Annotated in this window: 19 protein-coding genes; 5 read left to right on the top strand and 14 right to left on the bottom strand. The window is 29.1% G+C overall.

Features of this window, described 5'->3' with window-relative positions; all coding sequences use genetic code 11:
* Positions 1-15: 15 nt before the first annotated feature.
* The 5 genes from AMN73_RS02145 to lgt are packed head-to-tail and all read right to left on the bottom strand — an operon-like array spanning position 16 to position 4,321.
* Positions 16-771: a 50S ribosomal protein L25/general stress protein Ctc gene (locus AMN73_RS02145; protein WP_075534642.1), complete on the bottom strand. Its 756-nt coding sequence runs from the start codon at positions 769-771 to the stop codon at positions 16-18.
* Positions 772-817: 46 nt separating this feature from the next.
* Entirely contained in the window at positions 818-1,750 is a 933-nt protein-coding gene (locus AMN73_RS02140; RefSeq protein WP_075534641.1) for a ribose-phosphate pyrophosphokinase, read from the bottom strand.
* A 9-nt stretch (positions 1,751-1,759) separates the two neighbouring features.
* Positions 1,760-2,521 carry a peptidoglycan editing factor PgeF gene (pgeF, locus tag AMN73_RS02135; protein WP_256997831.1) on the bottom strand — a complete coding sequence of 254 codons (762 nt, stop codon included), beginning with the start codon at positions 2,519-2,521 and terminating at the stop codon, positions 1,760-1,762.
* The gene (locus tag AMN73_RS02130; protein WP_075534640.1) at positions 2,518-3,564 is read right to left on the bottom strand and encodes an SAM-dependent methyltransferase; all 1,047 of its coding nucleotides are present in this window, start codon (positions 3,562-3,564) and stop codon (positions 2,518-2,520) included. Before AMN73_RS02130 ends, pgeF begins: the two co-directional genes overlap by 4 nt.
* The gene (lgt, locus tag AMN73_RS02125) at positions 3,551-4,321 is read right to left on the bottom strand and encodes a prolipoprotein diacylglyceryl transferase (protein ID WP_075534639.1); all 771 of its coding nucleotides are present in this window, start codon (positions 4,319-4,321) and stop codon (positions 3,551-3,553) included. Before lgt ends, AMN73_RS02130 begins: the two co-directional genes overlap by 14 nt.
* A gap of 47 nt (positions 4,322-4,368) precedes the next feature.
* Here lgt and AMN73_RS02120 point away from each other — a divergent pair, with 47 nt between their 5' ends.
* Complete coding sequence (locus tag AMN73_RS02120) at positions 4,369-4,614, top strand: hypothetical protein (protein WP_075534638.1); 246 nt, start codon at positions 4,369-4,371, stop codon at positions 4,612-4,614.
* Here AMN73_RS02120 and AMN73_RS02115 read toward each other — a convergent pair.
* Genes AMN73_RS02115 through AMN73_RS02105 form a run of 3 tightly spaced genes read right to left on the bottom strand, consistent with a single transcriptional unit; the run spans position 4,592 to position 6,993 of the window.
* Complete coding sequence (locus tag AMN73_RS02115; RefSeq protein ID WP_256997830.1) at positions 4,592-5,893, bottom strand: ATP-binding protein; 1,302 nt, start codon at positions 5,891-5,893, stop codon at positions 4,592-4,594. The two genes, AMN73_RS02120 and AMN73_RS02115, sit on opposite strands and share 23 nt — an antisense overlap.
* Complete coding sequence (locus AMN73_RS02110; protein WP_075534636.1) at positions 5,886-6,563, bottom strand: response regulator; 678 nt, start codon at positions 6,561-6,563, stop codon at positions 5,886-5,888. The genes AMN73_RS02115 and AMN73_RS02110 overlap by 8 nt, the downstream gene beginning before the upstream one ends.
* Positions 6,550-6,993 carry a MarR family winged helix-turn-helix transcriptional regulator gene (locus AMN73_RS02105; protein WP_075534635.1) on the bottom strand — a complete coding sequence of 148 codons (444 nt, stop codon included), beginning with the start codon at positions 6,991-6,993 and terminating at the stop codon, positions 6,550-6,552. The genes AMN73_RS02110 and AMN73_RS02105 overlap by 14 nt, the downstream gene beginning before the upstream one ends.
* A 65-nt stretch (positions 6,994-7,058) precedes the next feature.
* On the opposite strand from AMN73_RS02105, the gene AMN73_RS02100 reads away from it, so the two are divergent.
* A complete protein-coding gene (locus AMN73_RS02100; RefSeq protein WP_075534634.1) occupies positions 7,059-7,940 on the top strand; it encodes a branched-chain amino acid aminotransferase in 882 nt (293 codons plus the stop codon).
* Here AMN73_RS02100 and pgsA read toward each other — a convergent pair.
* The 5 genes from pgsA to uvrB are packed head-to-tail and all read right to left on the bottom strand — an operon-like array spanning position 7,937 to position 13,673.
* Positions 7,937-8,521, bottom strand: coding sequence for a CDP-diacylglycerol--glycerol-3-phosphate 3-phosphatidyltransferase (gene pgsA / locus AMN73_RS02095; RefSeq protein ID WP_075534633.1), 585 nt, complete (start codon positions 8,519-8,521; stop codon positions 7,937-7,939). The genes AMN73_RS02100 and pgsA overlap by 4 nt on opposite strands.
* Positions 8,518-10,353 carry an excinuclease ABC subunit UvrC gene (gene uvrC / locus AMN73_RS02090; protein ID WP_075534632.1) on the bottom strand — a complete coding sequence of 612 codons (1,836 nt, stop codon included), beginning with the start codon at positions 10,351-10,353 and terminating at the stop codon, positions 8,518-8,520. Before uvrC ends, pgsA begins: the two co-directional genes overlap by 4 nt.
* On the bottom strand, positions 10,340-10,765 hold the full coding sequence (locus tag AMN73_RS02085; protein WP_075534631.1) for a dihydroneopterin aldolase: 426 nt from the start codon (positions 10,763-10,765) through the stop codon (positions 10,340-10,342). Before AMN73_RS02085 ends, uvrC begins: the two co-directional genes overlap by 14 nt.
* Positions 10,762-11,517 carry an SDR family NAD(P)-dependent oxidoreductase gene (locus tag AMN73_RS02080; protein ID WP_075534630.1) on the bottom strand — a complete coding sequence of 252 codons (756 nt, stop codon included), beginning with the start codon at positions 11,515-11,517 and terminating at the stop codon, positions 10,762-10,764. The genes AMN73_RS02085 and AMN73_RS02080 overlap by 4 nt, the downstream gene beginning before the upstream one ends.
* Positions 11,499-13,673, bottom strand: a complete 2,175-nt coding sequence (uvrB, locus tag AMN73_RS02075) for an excinuclease ABC subunit UvrB (RefSeq protein WP_075534629.1) — start codon at positions 13,671-13,673, stop codon at positions 11,499-11,501. The genes AMN73_RS02080 and uvrB overlap by 19 nt, the downstream gene beginning before the upstream one ends.
* A gap of 36 nt (positions 13,674-13,709) precedes the next feature.
* Between uvrB and AMN73_RS02070 the strand changes: the two genes are divergently transcribed.
* Complete coding sequence (locus tag AMN73_RS02070; RefSeq protein ID WP_075534628.1) at positions 13,710-14,909, top strand: pyridoxal phosphate-dependent aminotransferase; 1,200 nt, start codon at positions 13,710-13,712, stop codon at positions 14,907-14,909.
* A gap of 7 nt (positions 14,910-14,916) precedes the next feature.
* Here the strand turns inward: AMN73_RS02070 and trxB are convergent, their stop codons facing one another.
* Positions 14,917-15,861 (bottom strand): thioredoxin-disulfide reductase, encoded by a 945-nt coding sequence (gene trxB, locus AMN73_RS02065; RefSeq protein ID WP_075534627.1) that lies wholly within the window; start codon positions 15,859-15,861, stop codon positions 14,917-14,919.
* A gap of 21 nt (positions 15,862-15,882) precedes the next feature.
* Between trxB and AMN73_RS02060 the strand changes: the two genes are divergently transcribed.
* On the top strand, positions 15,883-16,818 hold the full coding sequence (locus tag AMN73_RS02060; RefSeq protein WP_075534626.1) for a mitochondrial fission ELM1 family protein: 936 nt from the start codon (positions 15,883-15,885) through the stop codon (positions 16,816-16,818).
* The coding region (locus tag AMN73_RS02055) for a hypothetical protein (protein WP_075534625.1) at positions 16,818-17,262 on the top strand (445 nt) is incomplete at its 3' end. The genes AMN73_RS02060 and AMN73_RS02055, both read left to right, overlap by 1 nt.

Raw genomic sequence — 17,262 nt, 5'->3', positions numbered from 1 at the left:
GAGTTTCCAATTAAGTTATTTCTTGCCTGCAGCTTTTTTATCAGCAGGAGCTTTTTTATCATCACCTTTTTTTGTATCGTCTTTTTTCTCGCCCTTATCTGAGTCTGGTGATGCTGTCTTAGCTTCTCCTTCGGCGCCCTCTGCTGCTGCAGCTTCTCCTTCAGCACCCTCAGCTCCTTCCGCAGCCTCTGCAGGCTTTTCAGGTTCTTTAATTACAGTTGGTGCAGCAAGTGTTGCTACTACAAAGTCTCTTCCTCTAATTGTCGGTTCAACATTTTCTGGAAGTTTAATTGAAGAAATCTTGAAACTTTGACCAATATCCACACCATCTAGATCGACAATTAACTCTGATGGAATATTTTCTGTGGGGCAATTTAATTCTACTTTTCTTCTTACTATGTTAAGAACACCACCTCTTTTTAAACCAGGCGAATTTTCCGAATTAATAAATTTAACTGGAATTTCAAGTTTAACTTTCCCCCCTTTTACAATTCTCAAAAAATCAACATGTATTGGTTCATCAGTAACCGTATCAAAAACTACTTCTCTTGGTAAAACATTTAAATCTTTTCCCTCAATCTTAATATTAATTATATTTGATAAGAAATTCTCTTTATCTATAAATGTTTTAAGAATTTTTTTTGAAAAAGATATATTTTGATTTTTCTCTTTACCGCCATAAATAACAGCAGGAATTTCACCCTTAGCCCTTAATGAATTAAGGTCACCTTTTGTTTTTGTTAATCTTAAGTTTGCTTCAATTGAATTCATAAAAATAAACGCGTTTTAACCCAACTCATTTAATAACTCAAGTAAATTATTTGAATAAATCCGAAACCGATGTGGAATTTGAAATTCTTTTTAAAGCCTCTCCAAGTAAATTAGATATACTCAATACCTCAATGTTTTTTGCATTTTTTAATTTTTTAGAATTATCAATTGTATCTGTTATTACTAAATTTTTTATTGGAGAATTTCTAATTTTTTTGACCGCATCTCCACTAAGTACTCCATGGGTAATGTAAACATGAATTTCTTTGGCACCCTTACTTTTTAACATTTTTGCAGCGTTTACAATTGTTCCTCCAGAGTCAATTATGTCATCAACCATGATACATATTTTATTTTTCACATCTCCAATGATATTCATAACCTCTGATTTTCCAGGAGCAGGTCTTCTCTTATCCACAATAGCTAAATTAACATTTAAAAGTTTACTCAATCCTCTTGTTCTTGCTACCCCTCCAACATCAGGTGAAACACAAACAATATTATTTAATTTTAATTTCTTTTTAATGTGTCTAAAAAATATTGGCGTAGCATATAAGTTGTCTACTGGAATATCAAAAAATCCTTGAATTTGTCCTGCATGTAAATCAACAGTCACAACTCTATCTGCACCAGCCTTGGTTATAAGGTTCGATATAAGCTTTGCGGATATAGAAGTTCTTGGAACTACTTTTCGATCTTGTCTTGCATAACCAAAATAGGGAATTACCGCAGTAATATTTTTTGCTGATGATCTTTTCAATGCATCTATACATAATAGCATTTCAAGCAGATTATCGTTAGCAGGTGATGATATAGATTGAACCAAAAAAATATTATTACCTCTAATATTTTCATTAATCTCTACATATATTTCACCATCAGAAAATTTTCTTATATTTGAATTAACAAGTTTTGTTTTAAGATATTTTGATAACTTAACGCTTAAATGTTTATTACTATTTCCGGTTAATAATTTCATTGAGATAACCTAATTAATCATAATTAATGAGAGATTTCTACCATAATCATTTTCTTTTTTTTTTAGTGATCTTCTTGCACTAAAATAAGTATTTACCCCTGAAAAGGTGTCTTTATTAATAAGTTTAATTTTTTTAATCCCAAGCTTTTTCATCTCTAATATAATGTACTGTTTGAGATTAAAAAAATATTTTTTATTTTTAGATTTAAAAAAAATTTTATTTTTTTTATCTTTTTTAAGAAATTTTTTTAAAAAATCACCTTTTACTTCATAACTATTTTGCGATATACAGGGTCCAATTATAATTTCAAGACTTTCAACTTTTGATCCTTCTTTAATAAAAAAATTGGTCACATTCCTAACTATTCCACTAAGCGCTCCCCTCCAGCCTGCATGTATTACTGAAATTATCTCTTTATTTGGATCAAATAAAACTATTGGCGCACAATCGGCTGTTAACACTCCTATAGGGGTATTAATTTGTTTGGTTATTAATGCATCACACTTAAATCTATTTTTGATTGATTTATTTTTAATAAAATAAAATTTATTGCTATGAATTTGTTTTGGTAAATGAATTTTTTTTGTATTTGATTTTAGTTTTTTTAATACGATACTTAAATTTTTTTTTATATTGTTTTTTTTATCGTTTGATCCGACTCCACAATTTAAACTTTTATAAATTCCTTTTGAGACACCTCCTTTCGATCCAAAAAACCCATATGTAACACTCCTTTGGGGCGATAATTTTTTTGTCTTAATCAATTTCAAAAACCAATTTTAAATTTAGTTTTGTTATTTGTTAGAAGCATCACTTTAAAAACATCACCCATAAATTGTTTTCCAATCAATTTTTCTAACCTATAATAAATGTTCGCCTTATCTGAAAAATTCATTTTTTTTGATACCATTTCTGCTCTTTCAACAATACCTAACTTTTTCAAAAAACTGCCCTGTGTTGTAATTCCAGAAATATTAAATCCAACTTTCTTTGCAATTTTTTTTAAAAAATCAAAGGATAAACTATGTGTAATATCACATTTTTTATAATGCTCTAAAATATTGACAATTTTATGATTTGAAAAACCTCGTAATGTATTTTTCATCTTTTTGTCGAAATAACCATAATCAATAATCAGAAGACCACCATTTTTTTTTGCAATTATTTTATAAATAGACTTCAAATATTTGATCATATTTTCAGAAATTTCTATAAAAGTTTGATTGTTACTTAACTTAACTCCTATTTTTTTATCTAAAGAATTTATATTAGTTTTTTGGTCAACATAAACTAAACTTTTGTTTCTAGAAAATTTTACTTTTCTCTCAAACCATGCTTTATCTTTCTTTAAAAATTGCTTAATAGGAAATGAGTCAAAAAATTCGTTGGCTAAAAATAAACATGGACCGTCTTTAATTTTTTCCAAATTATTAATCCAAATTATACTACTATTTTTAATTTTAAATTTCTGTTTTCTTTTGAGATATGGACTTTTTTCATGAATATAAAAACAATAATTTTTTTTAAATTGTGAAAACTTATTTAAAGTATTTAAGATATTAAAAGACATTTCTCCATTACCTCCACCCATATCAATAATATTAATTTTTTTTGGTTTATTTAACTTTTCCCAAAAACTTAAAATCCATATCGCTAGCATCTCTGAAAAGAAAATTGATATATTTGAGGATGTTATAAAATCACCTTTCTTACCAAAAGGGTCTTTTGACATATAATACCCATCTCTTTTATCATATAATGAATTTTTGATAAATTTATCTAGACCGATTATCTTATTTTTATAATCTTTCATTTTTCTTTAATAAAAAAAAACCAATTGAAAAAAAAATTAGACATAAAATTTGCCCCAGCGTTAGATTAAATAATAAATATCCAATTTGTAGATCTGGTTCTCTAAAAAATTCAATAAAAAATCTAAAAGTTGAGTAAAACACTAAAAATAACGCAGATATAAAACCTTTTCTCTCTAAAAAATTATTTTTTACTAAAATAGTTAAAATTAAAAAAAGTATAATACCCTCAAAACCAGCTTCATAAAGTTGCGAAGGATGACGAGACACGTTATCAACCTTTGCAAAAGTTACACCCCATGAAACAGTTGTCTCTTTTCCATACAATTCAGAGTTTAAAAAATTGGCAACTCTTCCAAAGAAAATACCAATAGGCGCAACTAAAGAAATCAAGTCTAAAAATATGTAAGGATTGAAATTATTTTTTTTTGAAAATATATAGGTTCCTATAATAACTCCAATTAGTCCCCCATGAAAAGACATACCACCTTCCCATATCATAAAAACTTCTGAAAAATTACTTAGATAGTATTGTGGGTTATAGAAAATTACATAACCCAATCGTCCCCCAAGAATTATACCTAAAATTATATAGGTCAAAAGGTCATCTAAATTTTTGAAATATTTTTGATCTTTATCTAAAAATTTTTTAATTATCAGCCATCCAAATAAAATCCCAAAAATATATGCTAACGAATACCATCTTATTTCTATTGAAAATACGGTAAATGCAACTGGGTCAAAATTATTTATAAACATTATTTAAAATTATATTATAAGGATATATTAATTTTTTTAAGCATAATATGACAAAATCAAAATTCGTAATTGATAAAATTGCTAAATTATTAGAGCAAGGTTTGATATCATACAAAGATCTTAGTAACGAAATACTCAATATTATAAAGTCAAAAAAAGATGAGATTATTTTTAAATTAGATTTATCCACCAAAGAGGAATTAGAAATAGTAAAAAAAAGACTAGAAATACTTGAAAAGAAATTAAATAAAAAAAACAAATCGACTAAAATTAAAAAGGTAAAAAAATCTTAACTCTTAACCCACCCAAACTTGAGTTTTCCAACTTAATACTACCGCCATGTGATTGTATCATGTCTGATGCTATTGACATCCCAAGACCAACACTTGATTTAGAATCTCCTCTGCTTTTATCTATTTTGTAAAATGGTTTGAAAACATTTTCTCGTTCTTTTTCAGGTATACCTATGCCATTATCATCTATATTAATTACAATATTGTTTGCACTTTTTTTAATATCAATTACTACTTTATCACTATATTTTAGTGCATTATCGATAAAATTACTCAATGATCTTTTTATAAGATTTTTTCTACCTATAAAAAGAATTTCAGATTTTTTTTCAAAGAAAATTTTTTTTGTTTCATACTTACTTACGGTTTTTGATACTAGATCAGAAATATCAAAATTCTCACTTTTCTCGTTCGACCTATTGCTAGAGAATTGAAGATATTCATTAAGCATTTTTTCCATTTCAATGACATCATCAGACAGTTTTTTTTCTATTTCTTTATCTTTAATAAACGCAAGCTGGAGTTTAATTCTCGTTAAAGGTGTTCGTAAATCATGGCTTATTCCTGATAACATTTCTGATCTTTGATTTAAGTGTCTAATTATACGTTTTCTCATTTTATCAAATTCATATCCAGCTTGTCTTATCTCTAATGCGCCCGAGGGTCTATATTCTCCAATATCTTCACCTCGACCAAACTTTTCAGATGCCTTTGCTAAATTTATAATAGGCCTAGTTTGATTTTTTAAAAAAATTAGTGCCACAATAATTAATAAAAATGCTGGCAAGGTAATCCATAAAGCAAAAATTCTTGCAGAAGAATTAGCCACTCTGTCTTTTGGAATAACAAACTGAAAATATCCATTTAGATATTTAATTTTTAAATCAATAAAATCCTTTAAAGAAGTTGTATCAAACCAATAATTTGAAAATTCTGACTTAAGTTCTCTTCTTAATGTTCTGTCCATAGGGCTAAACCACCTCTCCAAATCCTCTTTTGGTAAAACCGAATGGGGCAGATAATCTACTTTTACATTATGTGACTCAAAAAAAAGTTTTGTAAGAGAGTCCTTATTGTATTGTTCATTATCATAAGCATCTATAAAAAATTTAATTTCTCCAATCAAAGCCCTAGTCATTCCTTTATTAGTTTTTATCCAAAGACTATCAAAAAAAACAATTGATATTGTTATTTGTAGAATAATTATTGGTGCGGCAACAATTAATAATGCTCTATAAAATAATTGTTTAGGTAATAATTTTTTTATAAAACTATTCAATCCATAAAACATAACCAGAACCTCGTATTGTTTGTAGATATTTTGGTTTTTTTGAGTCTATTTCTATTTTTTTTCTTAATCTTGTAATTATTACATCAACAGATCTCTCTTTATCTATATCTATCAAGTTGCCAATATAGTCTCTTGAAAAAATTTCTCCTGGCGAGTTTATCATTTTTTCTAAAATAATTTTTTCAGTATTATTAATTTTAAATTGTTCTGATTTTTTTTGAATTATAAGTTTATTTAAATCAATTGTAATATTATCAAATTCTATAAGTCTTTTTGTGCTTCTAATTTTTGTTTTCACTAATATATTTTTAATTCTCAGAACAAGCTCTCTAGGTTCAAAGGGTTTTGGTAGATAATCGTCAGCTCCTATCTCTAGACCCTCAATACGCTCATCAGGTTGACCTTTTGCAGTTAAAAGAATTACTGGAGTATTAATTTTACCTCTATTTTGTGAGATAAAATCTAAGCCACTTTGACCTGGCATCATTATGTCTAGGACAATTAAATCAAATTTAATTGCAAGTATTTTTTCTTGAGCATCCTCTGCGCTACTAGCTGTGGTGATTAAAAAATTTTTCTCAGAAAGATATTTTTTTAATAAATTTCTTATTCCATCATCATCATCTACAACTAATATATGTGCTTCAAATTTTTTCATTAATTATTTTTTTTATAACATTATTAAAATTATTTACCTCATTCGAAGTAGAATTTAAAAGAGCATTGTAAATTCTTTTTTTTTGGGCTGAGAAAATTTCTTCAAAAATTTTCATACCTTTTTTTGTCAGGTAAACATGTTTTAATCTTGTGTCTTTTTCCCCTTTTTTAAATAGTATGATATCTAATTTAACAAGCTCTTTAATAACTCGATTAAGACTTTGTTTTGTTATTTTGAGCTTTTTTAAAAGATTAGAAATTGTTATCCCTTCATTGATGGAAATGATATGTATTACCTTGTGATGAGCTATTCCCAATGAATGTTTATCGAGTGTTTTTTTTGCATCATTAAATGACTCCCTGTAGCTTACAAAAAGCTTCTCAATAAACTCTTTTAAATGATCATCTTTTAAATATAAAAGATCTTTCATATTGGTAAGTTATATTGACATATTATATTTAGAAAGATATTTTTTTAATAAAATATATTTTTCTTATGATACCTTACGATAAAAGATCTGGCAAAATTTGGTATAATGACAATCTAGTAGATTGGGGCGATGTTAAATTGCATGTTCTTAGCCACGGCTTACATTATGCTAGCTGTGTATTTGAAGGTGAAAGGGTTTACGATGGAGCTATTTTTAAACTTGAAGAGCATACAGAGAGATTTTTTTATTCAGCAAAAAGAATGGGTTTCACTATACCGTTCTCACAAGATCAAATCAATGAAGCGAGTAAAAAAATAATATCTATACAAAAAGTAAATAATGGTTATGTAAGACCAGTCGCTTGGCGTGGAAGTGAGATGATGGCAATATCCGCTCAACAAACAAAAATTCATGTTGCTATTGCAACATGGGAGTGGGGCTCATACTTTGACCCAAAATTAAAAACAGAAGGCATTAAATTAAACATTTCAAAATGGAAAAGGCCATCACCAGAGTCAATTCCCTGGGATACAAAAGCTGCTGGTTTATATATGATATGTACTTTATCTAAACATGATGCAGAAAGTCAAGGTTACACAGATTCTTTAATGCTCGATCATGAAGGAAAAGTTGCAGAAGCAACTGGTGCAAATATTTTTTTTAAGGATAAAGATGGTAATTTACATACCCCAACCCCAGATTCATTTTTAGATGGAATAACAAGACGTACGATTATTGAAATAGCAAAAACAAAAAATATTAAAGTATTTGAAAGAAAGATAGAGGTATCAGAATTATCAAATTTTGTTGGGTGTTTTTTGACAGGTACCGCTGCAGAGGTAACTCCAGTTTCATCCATTGATAGATTTAATTTTAAAGTATGCAATACTATTATGGAACTTTCTAAAAGCTATCAAGATATTGTAAGAAAGAAAATCGCTGCTTAATTTTTATTATCTTCAGAAATTGCATGGTCGATACCTTTTCTCAAATAATCATAACCTGTATAAAGTGTCAGAAAAGCTGACAGCCAAAGTAAAAGCATCCCGATTGTTTGAGCATTATAGTCTTGAAAATTAATTAATTTATTCCCAGTTTCACCAGTAAGTAAAAGTGCAATAGAAAACATTTGAAGAAAAGTTTTTAATTTTGCTAAATTAGAGACAGGAAGTTTAATTTGTCCTTTAGCTAAAAATTCTCTTAAACCTGATATCAAAATTTCTCTGGTTAAAATAATTATTGCAGCGATAACTTCATAATTTCTAATTGTTCCATCCATCACTAATAAAATAAGTGCTGTAGCTACAATAATTTTGTCTGCAATTGGGTCTAATAGCTCTCCTAATTTAGACTCTTCTTTGAACATTCTAGCTAATAGTCCATCAAGAAAATCAGTAAAAGAAGCCACTAAAAATAAAACAAATGGTATTAAATCTCCATAAAAGCCAGGAAGATAAAATGCGAATACAAAAATTGGTACTATAATAATTCTTCCTATAGTCAAGTAATTTGGAATTTTTATTTTCATTCGTGAAAAAAATTATAAATTTTTTTTGCAACCTTTTCTTCAACTCCATCAACTGACTGAATCTCATCTAAACTTGCTGACTCAACAGCTCGAGCTGATCCAAAATGATTTAATAATGCTCTCTTTCTAATCGATCCAATTCCCTCGATTTGATCAAGCAAAGAACTTGTCATACCTTTCTTTCTTTTAGCTCTATGTGCACTCACCGCAAATCTATGCGCTTCGTCCCTAATTCTTTGCAAGAAAAATAGAGTTGGATCATTTTTTTCAAATTTAAGCTCTTTTCCGTTATGAAAGAAAACCTCATTACCACTGTTTCTCATTTTGCCTTTTGCTATAGCTATTACGGGGATATCATGAAGTCCTAGTTCATTAAGACTTGATCTTGCACTTGAATATTGACCTTTACCACCATCTATTAAAACAAGATCAGGAAAAGTCAGATAGTTATCTTTTTCTTGAAGTGCTCTTTTAAATCTTCTTTCTAAAACTTCTTTTATCATGCCATAATCATCTTGACTGTTTTCTCTAATTTTAATGTTAAATTTTCTGTATCTTTTTTTAATAAATCCTTCTTCTCCATATGTTATTAAAGCACCAACACTATTTGTGCCTTGAATATGGCTATTATCATAAACTTCAATTAAATTAATGTTTGTTTCTAAATTAAATTTTTTAGCTACTGACTCAAATAATTCTTTATTATTTTGGCTTTCGTAAAGTTTTCTACTTAAACTATCCTTTGCATTTTTAATTGCTTGATTGATTACTTTTAATTTTGATCCTTTTTTTGCAACAGAAATATTAATTTGTTTATCCTCTTTTTTTGATAGAGTTTTTTCAATTAAGTCTTTTTCTCTTATATTTTCAGAAAGAATTATTGATGCGGGGACACTTTTATTTTCATAAAATTGAGATACGAATGAATTTAATATTTCACTAAGATTTTCCTCAGCATCGTGTTTGGGATAAAAAGCTTGGTTTCCCCAATTTTGTTTTGATCTATAAAAAAAAACTTGAATACAAGTTTTTCCAGATTCTTTATAACCAGCAATTACATCTGCCTCTACCAGATTTGCTTCATTTACTCTTTGAGAAGACTGAATAATATTTAGTGATTTAATTCTATCTCTTAAAATTGTCGCCTTTTCAAAATCAAGTTCTTCACTAGCTTTTTCCATTTGCTGAGAAAGATTTTTTTGTATCTTTCTTGATTTCCCTGACACAAATTCTATTGCATCGTCAACTGATTGTTTATATTCCTTTTCTTCAATAAACCCTACGCATGGAGCTGAACATCTTTTTATTTGATATAAGATACAAGGTCTTTCTCTATTTTTAAATACTGTATCATCGCATACTCTAAGATGAAAAATTTTTTGAATCATCTTAATTGTCCAATTTGCAGATCCAGCTGATGCAAATGGACCAAAGAAAAATCCTTTTTTTTCTTTTTTACCTCTATGCCTTTTAATTTGAGGCCATTTATCTTCTTTACCAATAAAAATAAATGGAAAAGATTTATCATCTCGTAAAAGAATATTAAATTTTGGTTTATGTTTTTTTATTAAATTTGCTTCAAGTAATAAAGCTTCGCTTTCGTTAGAAGTAGTTGTTATTTCAATTTTTTTGGTCTGAGACAACATTCGCTCTGTCCTAATTATGTGATTTTTTTCTGACACGTAGCTTTTTAATCTATTAGGTAAATTCTTAGCTTTTCCGACATATAAAATTTCATTTTTTGAGTTAATCATTTTGTAAACACCCGGGAGCTTAGGTATTAGTGCTAGTTCTTTTTTGATTACTTCTTTTCCTATTTCAGAGCTGATCATGGCTTCTTTTTTTTGATATTTGAATTCCTACAGAGGAACAATCTTTTAGTACCTCTAGTTTTTCAATTTTAAGAGATATTTTACCAATTCGTTTATCTTTAAATAATTCATCAAATACATCCTCAGCTAAAGTTTCAAGAAAATTATAATGTCTATTTTTAACAAGTTTTTTTACTAATCTTACAAGCTTAGCGTAATTTACTATTGATTTTAAATCTTTATCATTTGTTGGTTTTTTATCCTCGTAATTTGCTTCTAAACTAAACTTTACTTTTTGAGGTTTTTCTTTTTCAAAGTCATAATAGCCCAACTTAAGATTTAAAATTAATTCACTTATAATAACTTTTTTTTCGTAATTAAATAGACTTTTACTTTTATCTAATTTTATAATCTTAAAATTATTTTTTTTCATTCTTTTCCCTTCAAAATATCTGGTGTTTGCCAATTAAGGCTTTGACCACTATCCAAAGCTACAACCTGTCCAGTAATAGAGCTGTTTTTAATAAAGAAGTCAACAGCATTACAAATTTCATCTACATTAACTTGTTTTTTTAGTGGTGTCGCCAGGTATTGATTTTTAAAATGTTTCATTGATTGTCTTTTATTTTTAATTGTAGGTCCAGGAGCTATACCGTTAACCCTAATTTGAGGGGCTAAACTCATTGCACTTGTTTTGGTCAAGGTATATAAACCGGTTTTACTCAAAGTATAAGAGAAAAAAAATGGCGTTAGTTTAAAAACCCTTTGGTCAAGAATATTAATAATATTATTGTTTATTCCTTTTATATTTTTTGAAAATTCTTTTGAGAGGTAGGCAGGGGCCTTTAAGTTAGTCGTTATGTGTTTTTCCCAACTTTGAGATGTAAAATTGTCCAATTTATCGTTTTCAAATAAAGAGGCATTATTTATCAAACAATCGAAATATTTTAATTTTGACTTTGCAAATTTGATAATTTTTTTTAAATCACTATCTTTATTAAGATCAGCTTTTATTAAATATATTTTTGATCCCTTTAAAAATAATTTTTTTTTTAAATCCTCGGCTTTAGACTTTGATTTGTTGAAGTGAATAACTATTTCTTTATTTGGGCCAGATAACTTATTGGCAATTGCAGCACCAATTCTTGTGGCTCCACCAGTAATAATTATCTTTTTTGCTTCCATTTTTTATCCTTTTTTTTAGTCACTCTTGTACCAGGCATTCCTAAAGTTGATCTTCCTTTTGGGTATATTTTATTTTTAACATCGTACTGTCTAATTTTTGGATTTAAAGTAATTTCAAGTTCTGTGGTTTGTAATTTTCTAATTTCGTCTCTTATCTTTGCTGCTTCCTCAAATTCTAAGTTGGATGCAGCTTCTTTCATTTTTTTATCAAGCCCTTTAAGGTGTTTTTTTAGGTTTCCACCAATATTCGACCCCTCGCTTATTTTGACATAATCCTTTTCGTAAACGCTTTCTAATATGTCGCTAATCTCTTTTTTTACAGTTTTAGCATCAATGTTATGTTTTTTATTATAAGCTAATTGTATTTTTCTTCGTCTTTCTGTTTCTTGAATTGCTTTTTTTATACTTTTAGTCTCTTTATCAGCATATAAAATTACTTTTCCCTCTATGTTTCTAGCAGCTCTTCCGATAGTTTGAATTAAAGAAGTTTCAGATCTTAAAAAACCTTCTTTATCTGCATCAAGAATTCCAACCATAGCGCACTCTGGAATATCTAAACCCTCTCTTAAAAGATTTATTCCAACAAGAACATCAAATACTCCCATTCTAAGATCTCTCATGATTTCTATTCTTTCCAAAGTATCGATATCGGAATGAAGGTATCTTACTTTGATACCATTCTCATGAAGATACTCTGTGAGATCCTCAGCCATTTTTTTTGTTAAAGTAGTTACTAAAACTCTATGATTGTTTTCAATTACTTTTTTACACTCATGCATTAAATCATCAACTTGATTTTTTGCTGGTCTTATTTCCACTGGAGGATCTATTAAACCAGTTGGTCTAATAACTTGGTCAATATATTTTCCTTTAGTTTGCTCTAGTTCCCATGGTCCAGGAGTTGCAGAAACAAAAACCGTTTGTGTTCTCATTAAATCCCATTCTTCAAATTTTAAAGGTCTATTATCCATACAAGATGGAAGTCTAAAACCATATTCTGCTAAAGTACTTTTTCTTGATCTATCCCCTTTATACATACCATTTAATTGCGGTACAGTTACATGAGACTCGTCAACAAAGATTAGAGTATTGTCAGGAAAGTATTCAAATAGTGTTGGCGGTGGCTCACCAGGCTTTCTGCCGGATAAAAATCTTGAGTAATTTTCTATACCTGCACAAGATCCAGTTGCTTCAATCATTTCTAAATCAAATCTTGTTCTTTCCTCTAATCTTTGTGCTTCAAGTAATTTATTTTCTGATTTATGTTTTTTTAAAGTAACTTCTAATTCTTTTCTTATATTAATAATTGCTTGTTCCACTGTTGGTTTTGGAGTTATGTAATGACTGTTTGCATAGACCTTTATTAAATTAAGTTCTCTAACCTGATCTCCTGTTAAAGGATCAAACTCCTCGATTTTTTCTAACTTGTCTCCAAATAGACTTAATCTCCAAGCTCTATCTTCAAGATGTGAAGGAAATATTTCAAGATATTCCCCACGAGCTCTAAATGTTCCTCTATAAAAATTTTGATCATTTCTTTTATATTGTAGAGCAACTAAGGATTTTATTATTTGTTCTCTATTATAGTCGTAATTTTTTTGAAGAGTTAAAGTCATTTTGCTGTATGCTTCAACAGAGCCCAATCCATAAATACATGAAACGCTTGCTACTATTAAAACATCATCTCTTTCCAAAAGAGATCGCGTAGCAGAGTGCCTCATTCTGTCAATCTGTTCATTTATCGATGCCTCTTTCTCTATGTAAGTATCTGATCTTGGAACGTATGCCTCTGGCGTATAATAATCGTAATAAGAAACAAAATATTCTACTGCGTTGTTTGGAAAAAAGCTTTTCATTTCCCCATAAAGCTGTGCTGCCAAAGTTTTATTTGGCGCTAAAATTAAAGCTGGTCTATTGGTAGTCTCTATGATTTTGGCCATGGTAAAAGTTTTTCCAGATCCAGTGACTCCCAACAAAACTTGGTTAAATTGTTGTTTATTTGCACCATCAACTAATTTTTTAATTGCAGCTGGCTGATCACCAGCAGGTTTAAAATCGGATACTATTTTGAATTTTTTGCCACCTTCAAGTTTTCCACTTATTTCTGGCTTTTTTCCCTCTAAATCAGTAATTAAATCTTGATATGTATTTTGCATATAATAAACAAAGTATTAAAATAAAATATTATTTCAATGAGCATTATATCTGACAGCTTAAAAAGAATAAAACCTTCCCCAACTATAGCAGTATCTCAAAAAGCCAAAGAATTGAAAGCTGCCGGGAAGGATGTGATTGGACTGGGTGCTGGAGAACCAGATTTTGATACACCCGAAAATATTAAAAATGCAGCAATAAAAGCAATTAAAGGTGGTGATACCAAGTATACAACTGTAGACGGTACAAATGCTCTTAAGGAGGCGATTGTCAAAAAATTTAAAAGGGAAAATAATATAAATTATACAGTTGATCAAATTACAGTTGGGGCAGGAGGAAAACACGTAATATATAATTTAATGATGGCAACTTTAAATAAAGGTGATGAAGTTATTATTCCAGCTCCTTATTGGGTTTCATATCCAGATATAGTTTTATTAGCTGGAGCTAATCCAGTGGTAATAGAATGTTCCGAGGAACAAGGTTTCAAATTAAGTGCAAAAGATTTAGAGTCGAAAATTAATAATAATACTAAATGGGTTATATTGAATTCTCCGTCAAACCCAACTGGAGCATGTTATTCAGAGCAAGAAATAAAAAATTTATCTCAAGTTTTAAAAAGAAATCCTCATGTGAATATACTAAGTGATGATATATATGAACATATTACTTATGATGGATTTAAATTTTTTACTATAGCTCAAATACCAGAAATAAAAAATAAAGTGGTTACTATGAATGGTGTAAGCAAATCTTATGCAATGACAGGTTGGAGAATAGGGTATGCTGCAGGTGATAAAGAGATCATAAAAGCTATTGCTAAAATTCAATCTCAGTCTACAACCAATCCATCATCTATCAGTCAAGCAGCTGCAGTTGAGGCATTAAATGGAAAACAAGATTTTATTTCAGTAAGAGCTAAAGCTTTTCAAGAAAGAAGAGATTTCGTTGTGAATTCTCTCAATGCTATTGAAGGAATAAATTGTATTAAACCTAATGGAGCGTTTTATGTATTTCCAAGCTGCAAAGGTCTAATTGGTAAAAAAGATAAAAATGGAAAAAAAATCACAAGTGATACAGATTTTGTAGAATCTTTACTAGAAAACAACGAGGTTGCTGTTGTCCAAGGGTCTGCTTTTGGTTTAGAAGGTTTTTTTAGGATTTCATATGCAACTTCTATGGATAAATTACAAGAAGCCATGAAAAGAATAAAACTATTTTGTGAAAGTTTAAATTAATTTAAAATTAGTGAGATAAGTACTTTTCAGCCTCTAGTGCAGCCATACAACCCATTCCCGCAGCAGTTACTGCCTGTCTAAATATCTTATCTTTAACATCCCCAGCTGCAAAAACACCAGGTATATTTGTTTCTGTAGAGTCAGGTTTTGTAATTAAATATCCTTCTTTATCCATATTGACCTGATCTTTAAATAAATTAGTTGCTGGATCATGGCCAATTGCAATAAATAAACCATCAACTTTTAATTCATCAATTTTATTTGATTTTACATTCTTAATTTTTATCCCAGTAACATTCTTAGGGTCTTTATCGCCGATTACATCTTCAATAACTGTATCCCAAATAATTTCAATTTTCTTATTTTCCATAAGTTTTTTTTGAAGCATTTTTTCAGCTCTCAGTTCATTCCTTCTATGGATAAGTTTAACTTTTGATGCAAACTTTGTTAAAAACATAGCTTCTTCAACAGCTGCGTTTCCACCACCTACAACAGCAACAGTTTTTTCTTTAAAAAAAAATCCATCACATGTTGCACATGCCGATACACCAAAACCTCTATACTCTTGTTCAGATTTTAAATTTAGCCACCTTGCTTGGGCACCAGTCGATATTATTATTGAGTCAGCTGTATATTTTTGACCACTTTCTCCTGTGGCTTCAAAGGGTTTTGACTTAAGATTAACCGAGGAGATATGATCTTCTATCATTTCTGTACCAACCGCTTTAGCTTGTTCTTTCATCTGATCCATAAGCCAAGGACCTTGTATTACTTCCGCAAATCCGGGATAATTCTCAACATCAGTAGTAGTAGTCAATTGGCCTCCAGGCTCCATACCATGAACTAAAACTGGATTAAGCATTGCTCGAGCCGCATAAACTGCTGCAGTGTATCCGGCTGGACCGGATCCAATTATTAACACTTTTGTGTGTTTAGTTGGATTTTGATTCATATCACAGCTATATAGTAATTTATGTACAAATTAAAAGGGTTATTGTTAACAGAAGGTATGCATGGCATGATTAGCCAGGTCGAAGGTTTAGCAAAAGCATTAGACATTGATTACATACACCAAAAAGTTGAACTTAATTTATTTGCAAAGTTAATCACGCCTAAAATAACACCAGTTTCAAATTTATTTTTCAAAAAATTTATTGTGCCCGAGATAGATCTAATTATATCTTGTGGTAGAAAAAGTGTAATACCATCTTTATATTTGAAAAAAAATTCAAAAAAAAAATTAATTAATATACATATTCAGGACCCGAAAGTTTCTTTAAAAAACTTTGATTATATAATTGCACCAGAGCACGACGGCTTAAGTGGTGAGAATGTAATTAATTCAAAAGGTGCATTACATTATCTCTCATTAAAAGAAATTAAAGATAATCATGGCTATTTATTAAATAATATTAATAGAGATAAAAAACAGCTACTTTTAGTTTTAGGTGGACCCAATAAGTACTATAGCTATGATAGAAATAATTTAGAAAAAATTTTTGAAAATCTAAAAAATTTAGCAAAAAAATATGATCTTCAAATTATTATAATACCATCCATGAGAACCCCAATTAACACAATAGAACATGCAAGCAGTTTTTTTGATAAAGAAACCATAATCGTTAAAAATGTAGATAAAAAAGCTTACTTATCTGCTCTATCTATTTCTGAATTTTTAGTGATTACATGCGACTCAACATCGATGATTTCCGAAGCTGCTTTGACGGGTAAACCAATATATGTAGCTCAAATTCAATCAAAAAAAGATGACTATAGGTTTAGACAATTTAGGAAATTATTTACTAAATTAAATATTATTAGAAATTTGGAAGATAAATTAGAAGTATGGAACTATGAAAAACTTGATGAAACTAATAGGGTAGCTAATATAATTAAAAAAAAAATATAATGTCATTTTTAAAATCTATTGAAAATAATTCAAAAAAATTTGAGGATCCATTTTTACATTGGGAATTAGATAAACCTCTCACTGATGGACAAATAAATGAAATAGTTAATGCCGATATAGCAAATCCAATTGACCACGATCTAAATTATGATGGTACAAGAGCTATTGATGGAGGTGCTCCAGAATTTAGAAAAGGACTTTCTCATGGAGGGAAAGCACTTAAGTTTAGATGTTTTATAACCAAAGAAAATTCCATAGAATTTCCACATTTAATGAAGCTAATTAAAGAATTGCAAAATAAAAATACGTATGAAAAAGTTTCAAAACTCGTGGGGAAAGACCTATCTAATTCATACATAAGGGTAGAAGTTATATGTGATAGAAAAGGTTTTTGGCTGAAACCACATTGCGATATTGAAGAAAAATTAATGTCCTGTTTATTAT

This window comes from Candidatus Pelagibacter communis (assembly GCF_001179965.1).
In the GTDB taxonomy this organism is placed as follows: domain Bacteria; phylum Pseudomonadota; class Alphaproteobacteria; order Pelagibacterales; family Pelagibacteraceae; genus Pelagibacter.
Note: the sequence above shows the minus strand (reverse complement) of the source record. Positions and strands in the feature narration are given on the sequence as shown.

Coding starts and splice junctions, on each gene's coding strand:
- uvrB (WP_075534629.1), bottom strand. CDS start 13,673: ATGCAAAATACATATCAAGATTTAATTACTGATTTAGAGGGAAAAAAG.
- AMN73_RS02105 (WP_075534635.1), bottom strand. CDS start 6,993: ATGAAAGATCTTTTATATTTAAAAGATGATCATTTAAAAGAGTTTATT.
- AMN73_RS02140 (WP_075534641.1), bottom strand. CDS start 1,750: ATGAAATTATTAACCGGAAATAGTAATAAACATTTAAGCGTTAAGTTA.
- AMN73_RS02070 (WP_075534628.1), top strand. CDS start 13,710: ATGAGCATTATATCTGACAGCTTAAAAAGAATAAAACCTTCCCCAACT.
- AMN73_RS02145 (WP_075534642.1), bottom strand. CDS start 771: ATGAATTCAATTGAAGCAAACTTAAGATTAACAAAAACAAAAGGTGAC.
- lgt (WP_075534639.1), bottom strand. CDS start 4,321: ATGTTTATAAATAATTTTGACCCAGTTGCATTTACCGTATTTTCAATA.
- AMN73_RS02085 (WP_075534631.1), bottom strand. CDS start 10,765: ATGAAAAAAAATAATTTTAAGATTATAAAATTAGATAAAAGTAAAAGT.
- AMN73_RS02130 (WP_075534640.1), bottom strand. CDS start 3,564: ATGAAAGATTATAAAAATAAGATAATCGGTCTAGATAAATTTATCAAA.
- AMN73_RS02120 (WP_075534638.1), top strand. CDS start 4,369: ATGACAAAATCAAAATTCGTAATTGATAAAATTGCTAAATTATTAGAG.
- trxB (WP_075534627.1), bottom strand. CDS start 15,861: ATGAATCAAAATCCAACTAAACACACAAAAGTGTTAATAATTGGATCC.
- uvrC (WP_075534632.1), bottom strand. CDS start 10,353: ATGATCAGCTCTGAAATAGGAAAAGAAGTAATCAAAAAAGAACTAGCA.
- AMN73_RS02100 (WP_075534634.1), top strand. CDS start 7,059: ATGATACCTTACGATAAAAGATCTGGCAAAATTTGGTATAATGACAAT.
- AMN73_RS02110 (WP_075534636.1), bottom strand. CDS start 6,563: ATGAAAAAATTTGAAGCACATATATTAGTTGTAGATGATGATGATGGA.
- pgsA (WP_075534633.1), bottom strand. CDS start 8,521: ATGAAAATAAAAATTCCAAATTACTTGACTATAGGAAGAATTATTATA.
- AMN73_RS02080 (WP_075534630.1), bottom strand. CDS start 11,517: ATGGAAGCAAAAAAGATAATTATTACTGGTGGAGCCACAAGAATTGGT.
- AMN73_RS02060 (WP_075534626.1), top strand. CDS start 15,883: ATGTACAAATTAAAAGGGTTATTGTTAACAGAAGGTATGCATGGCATG.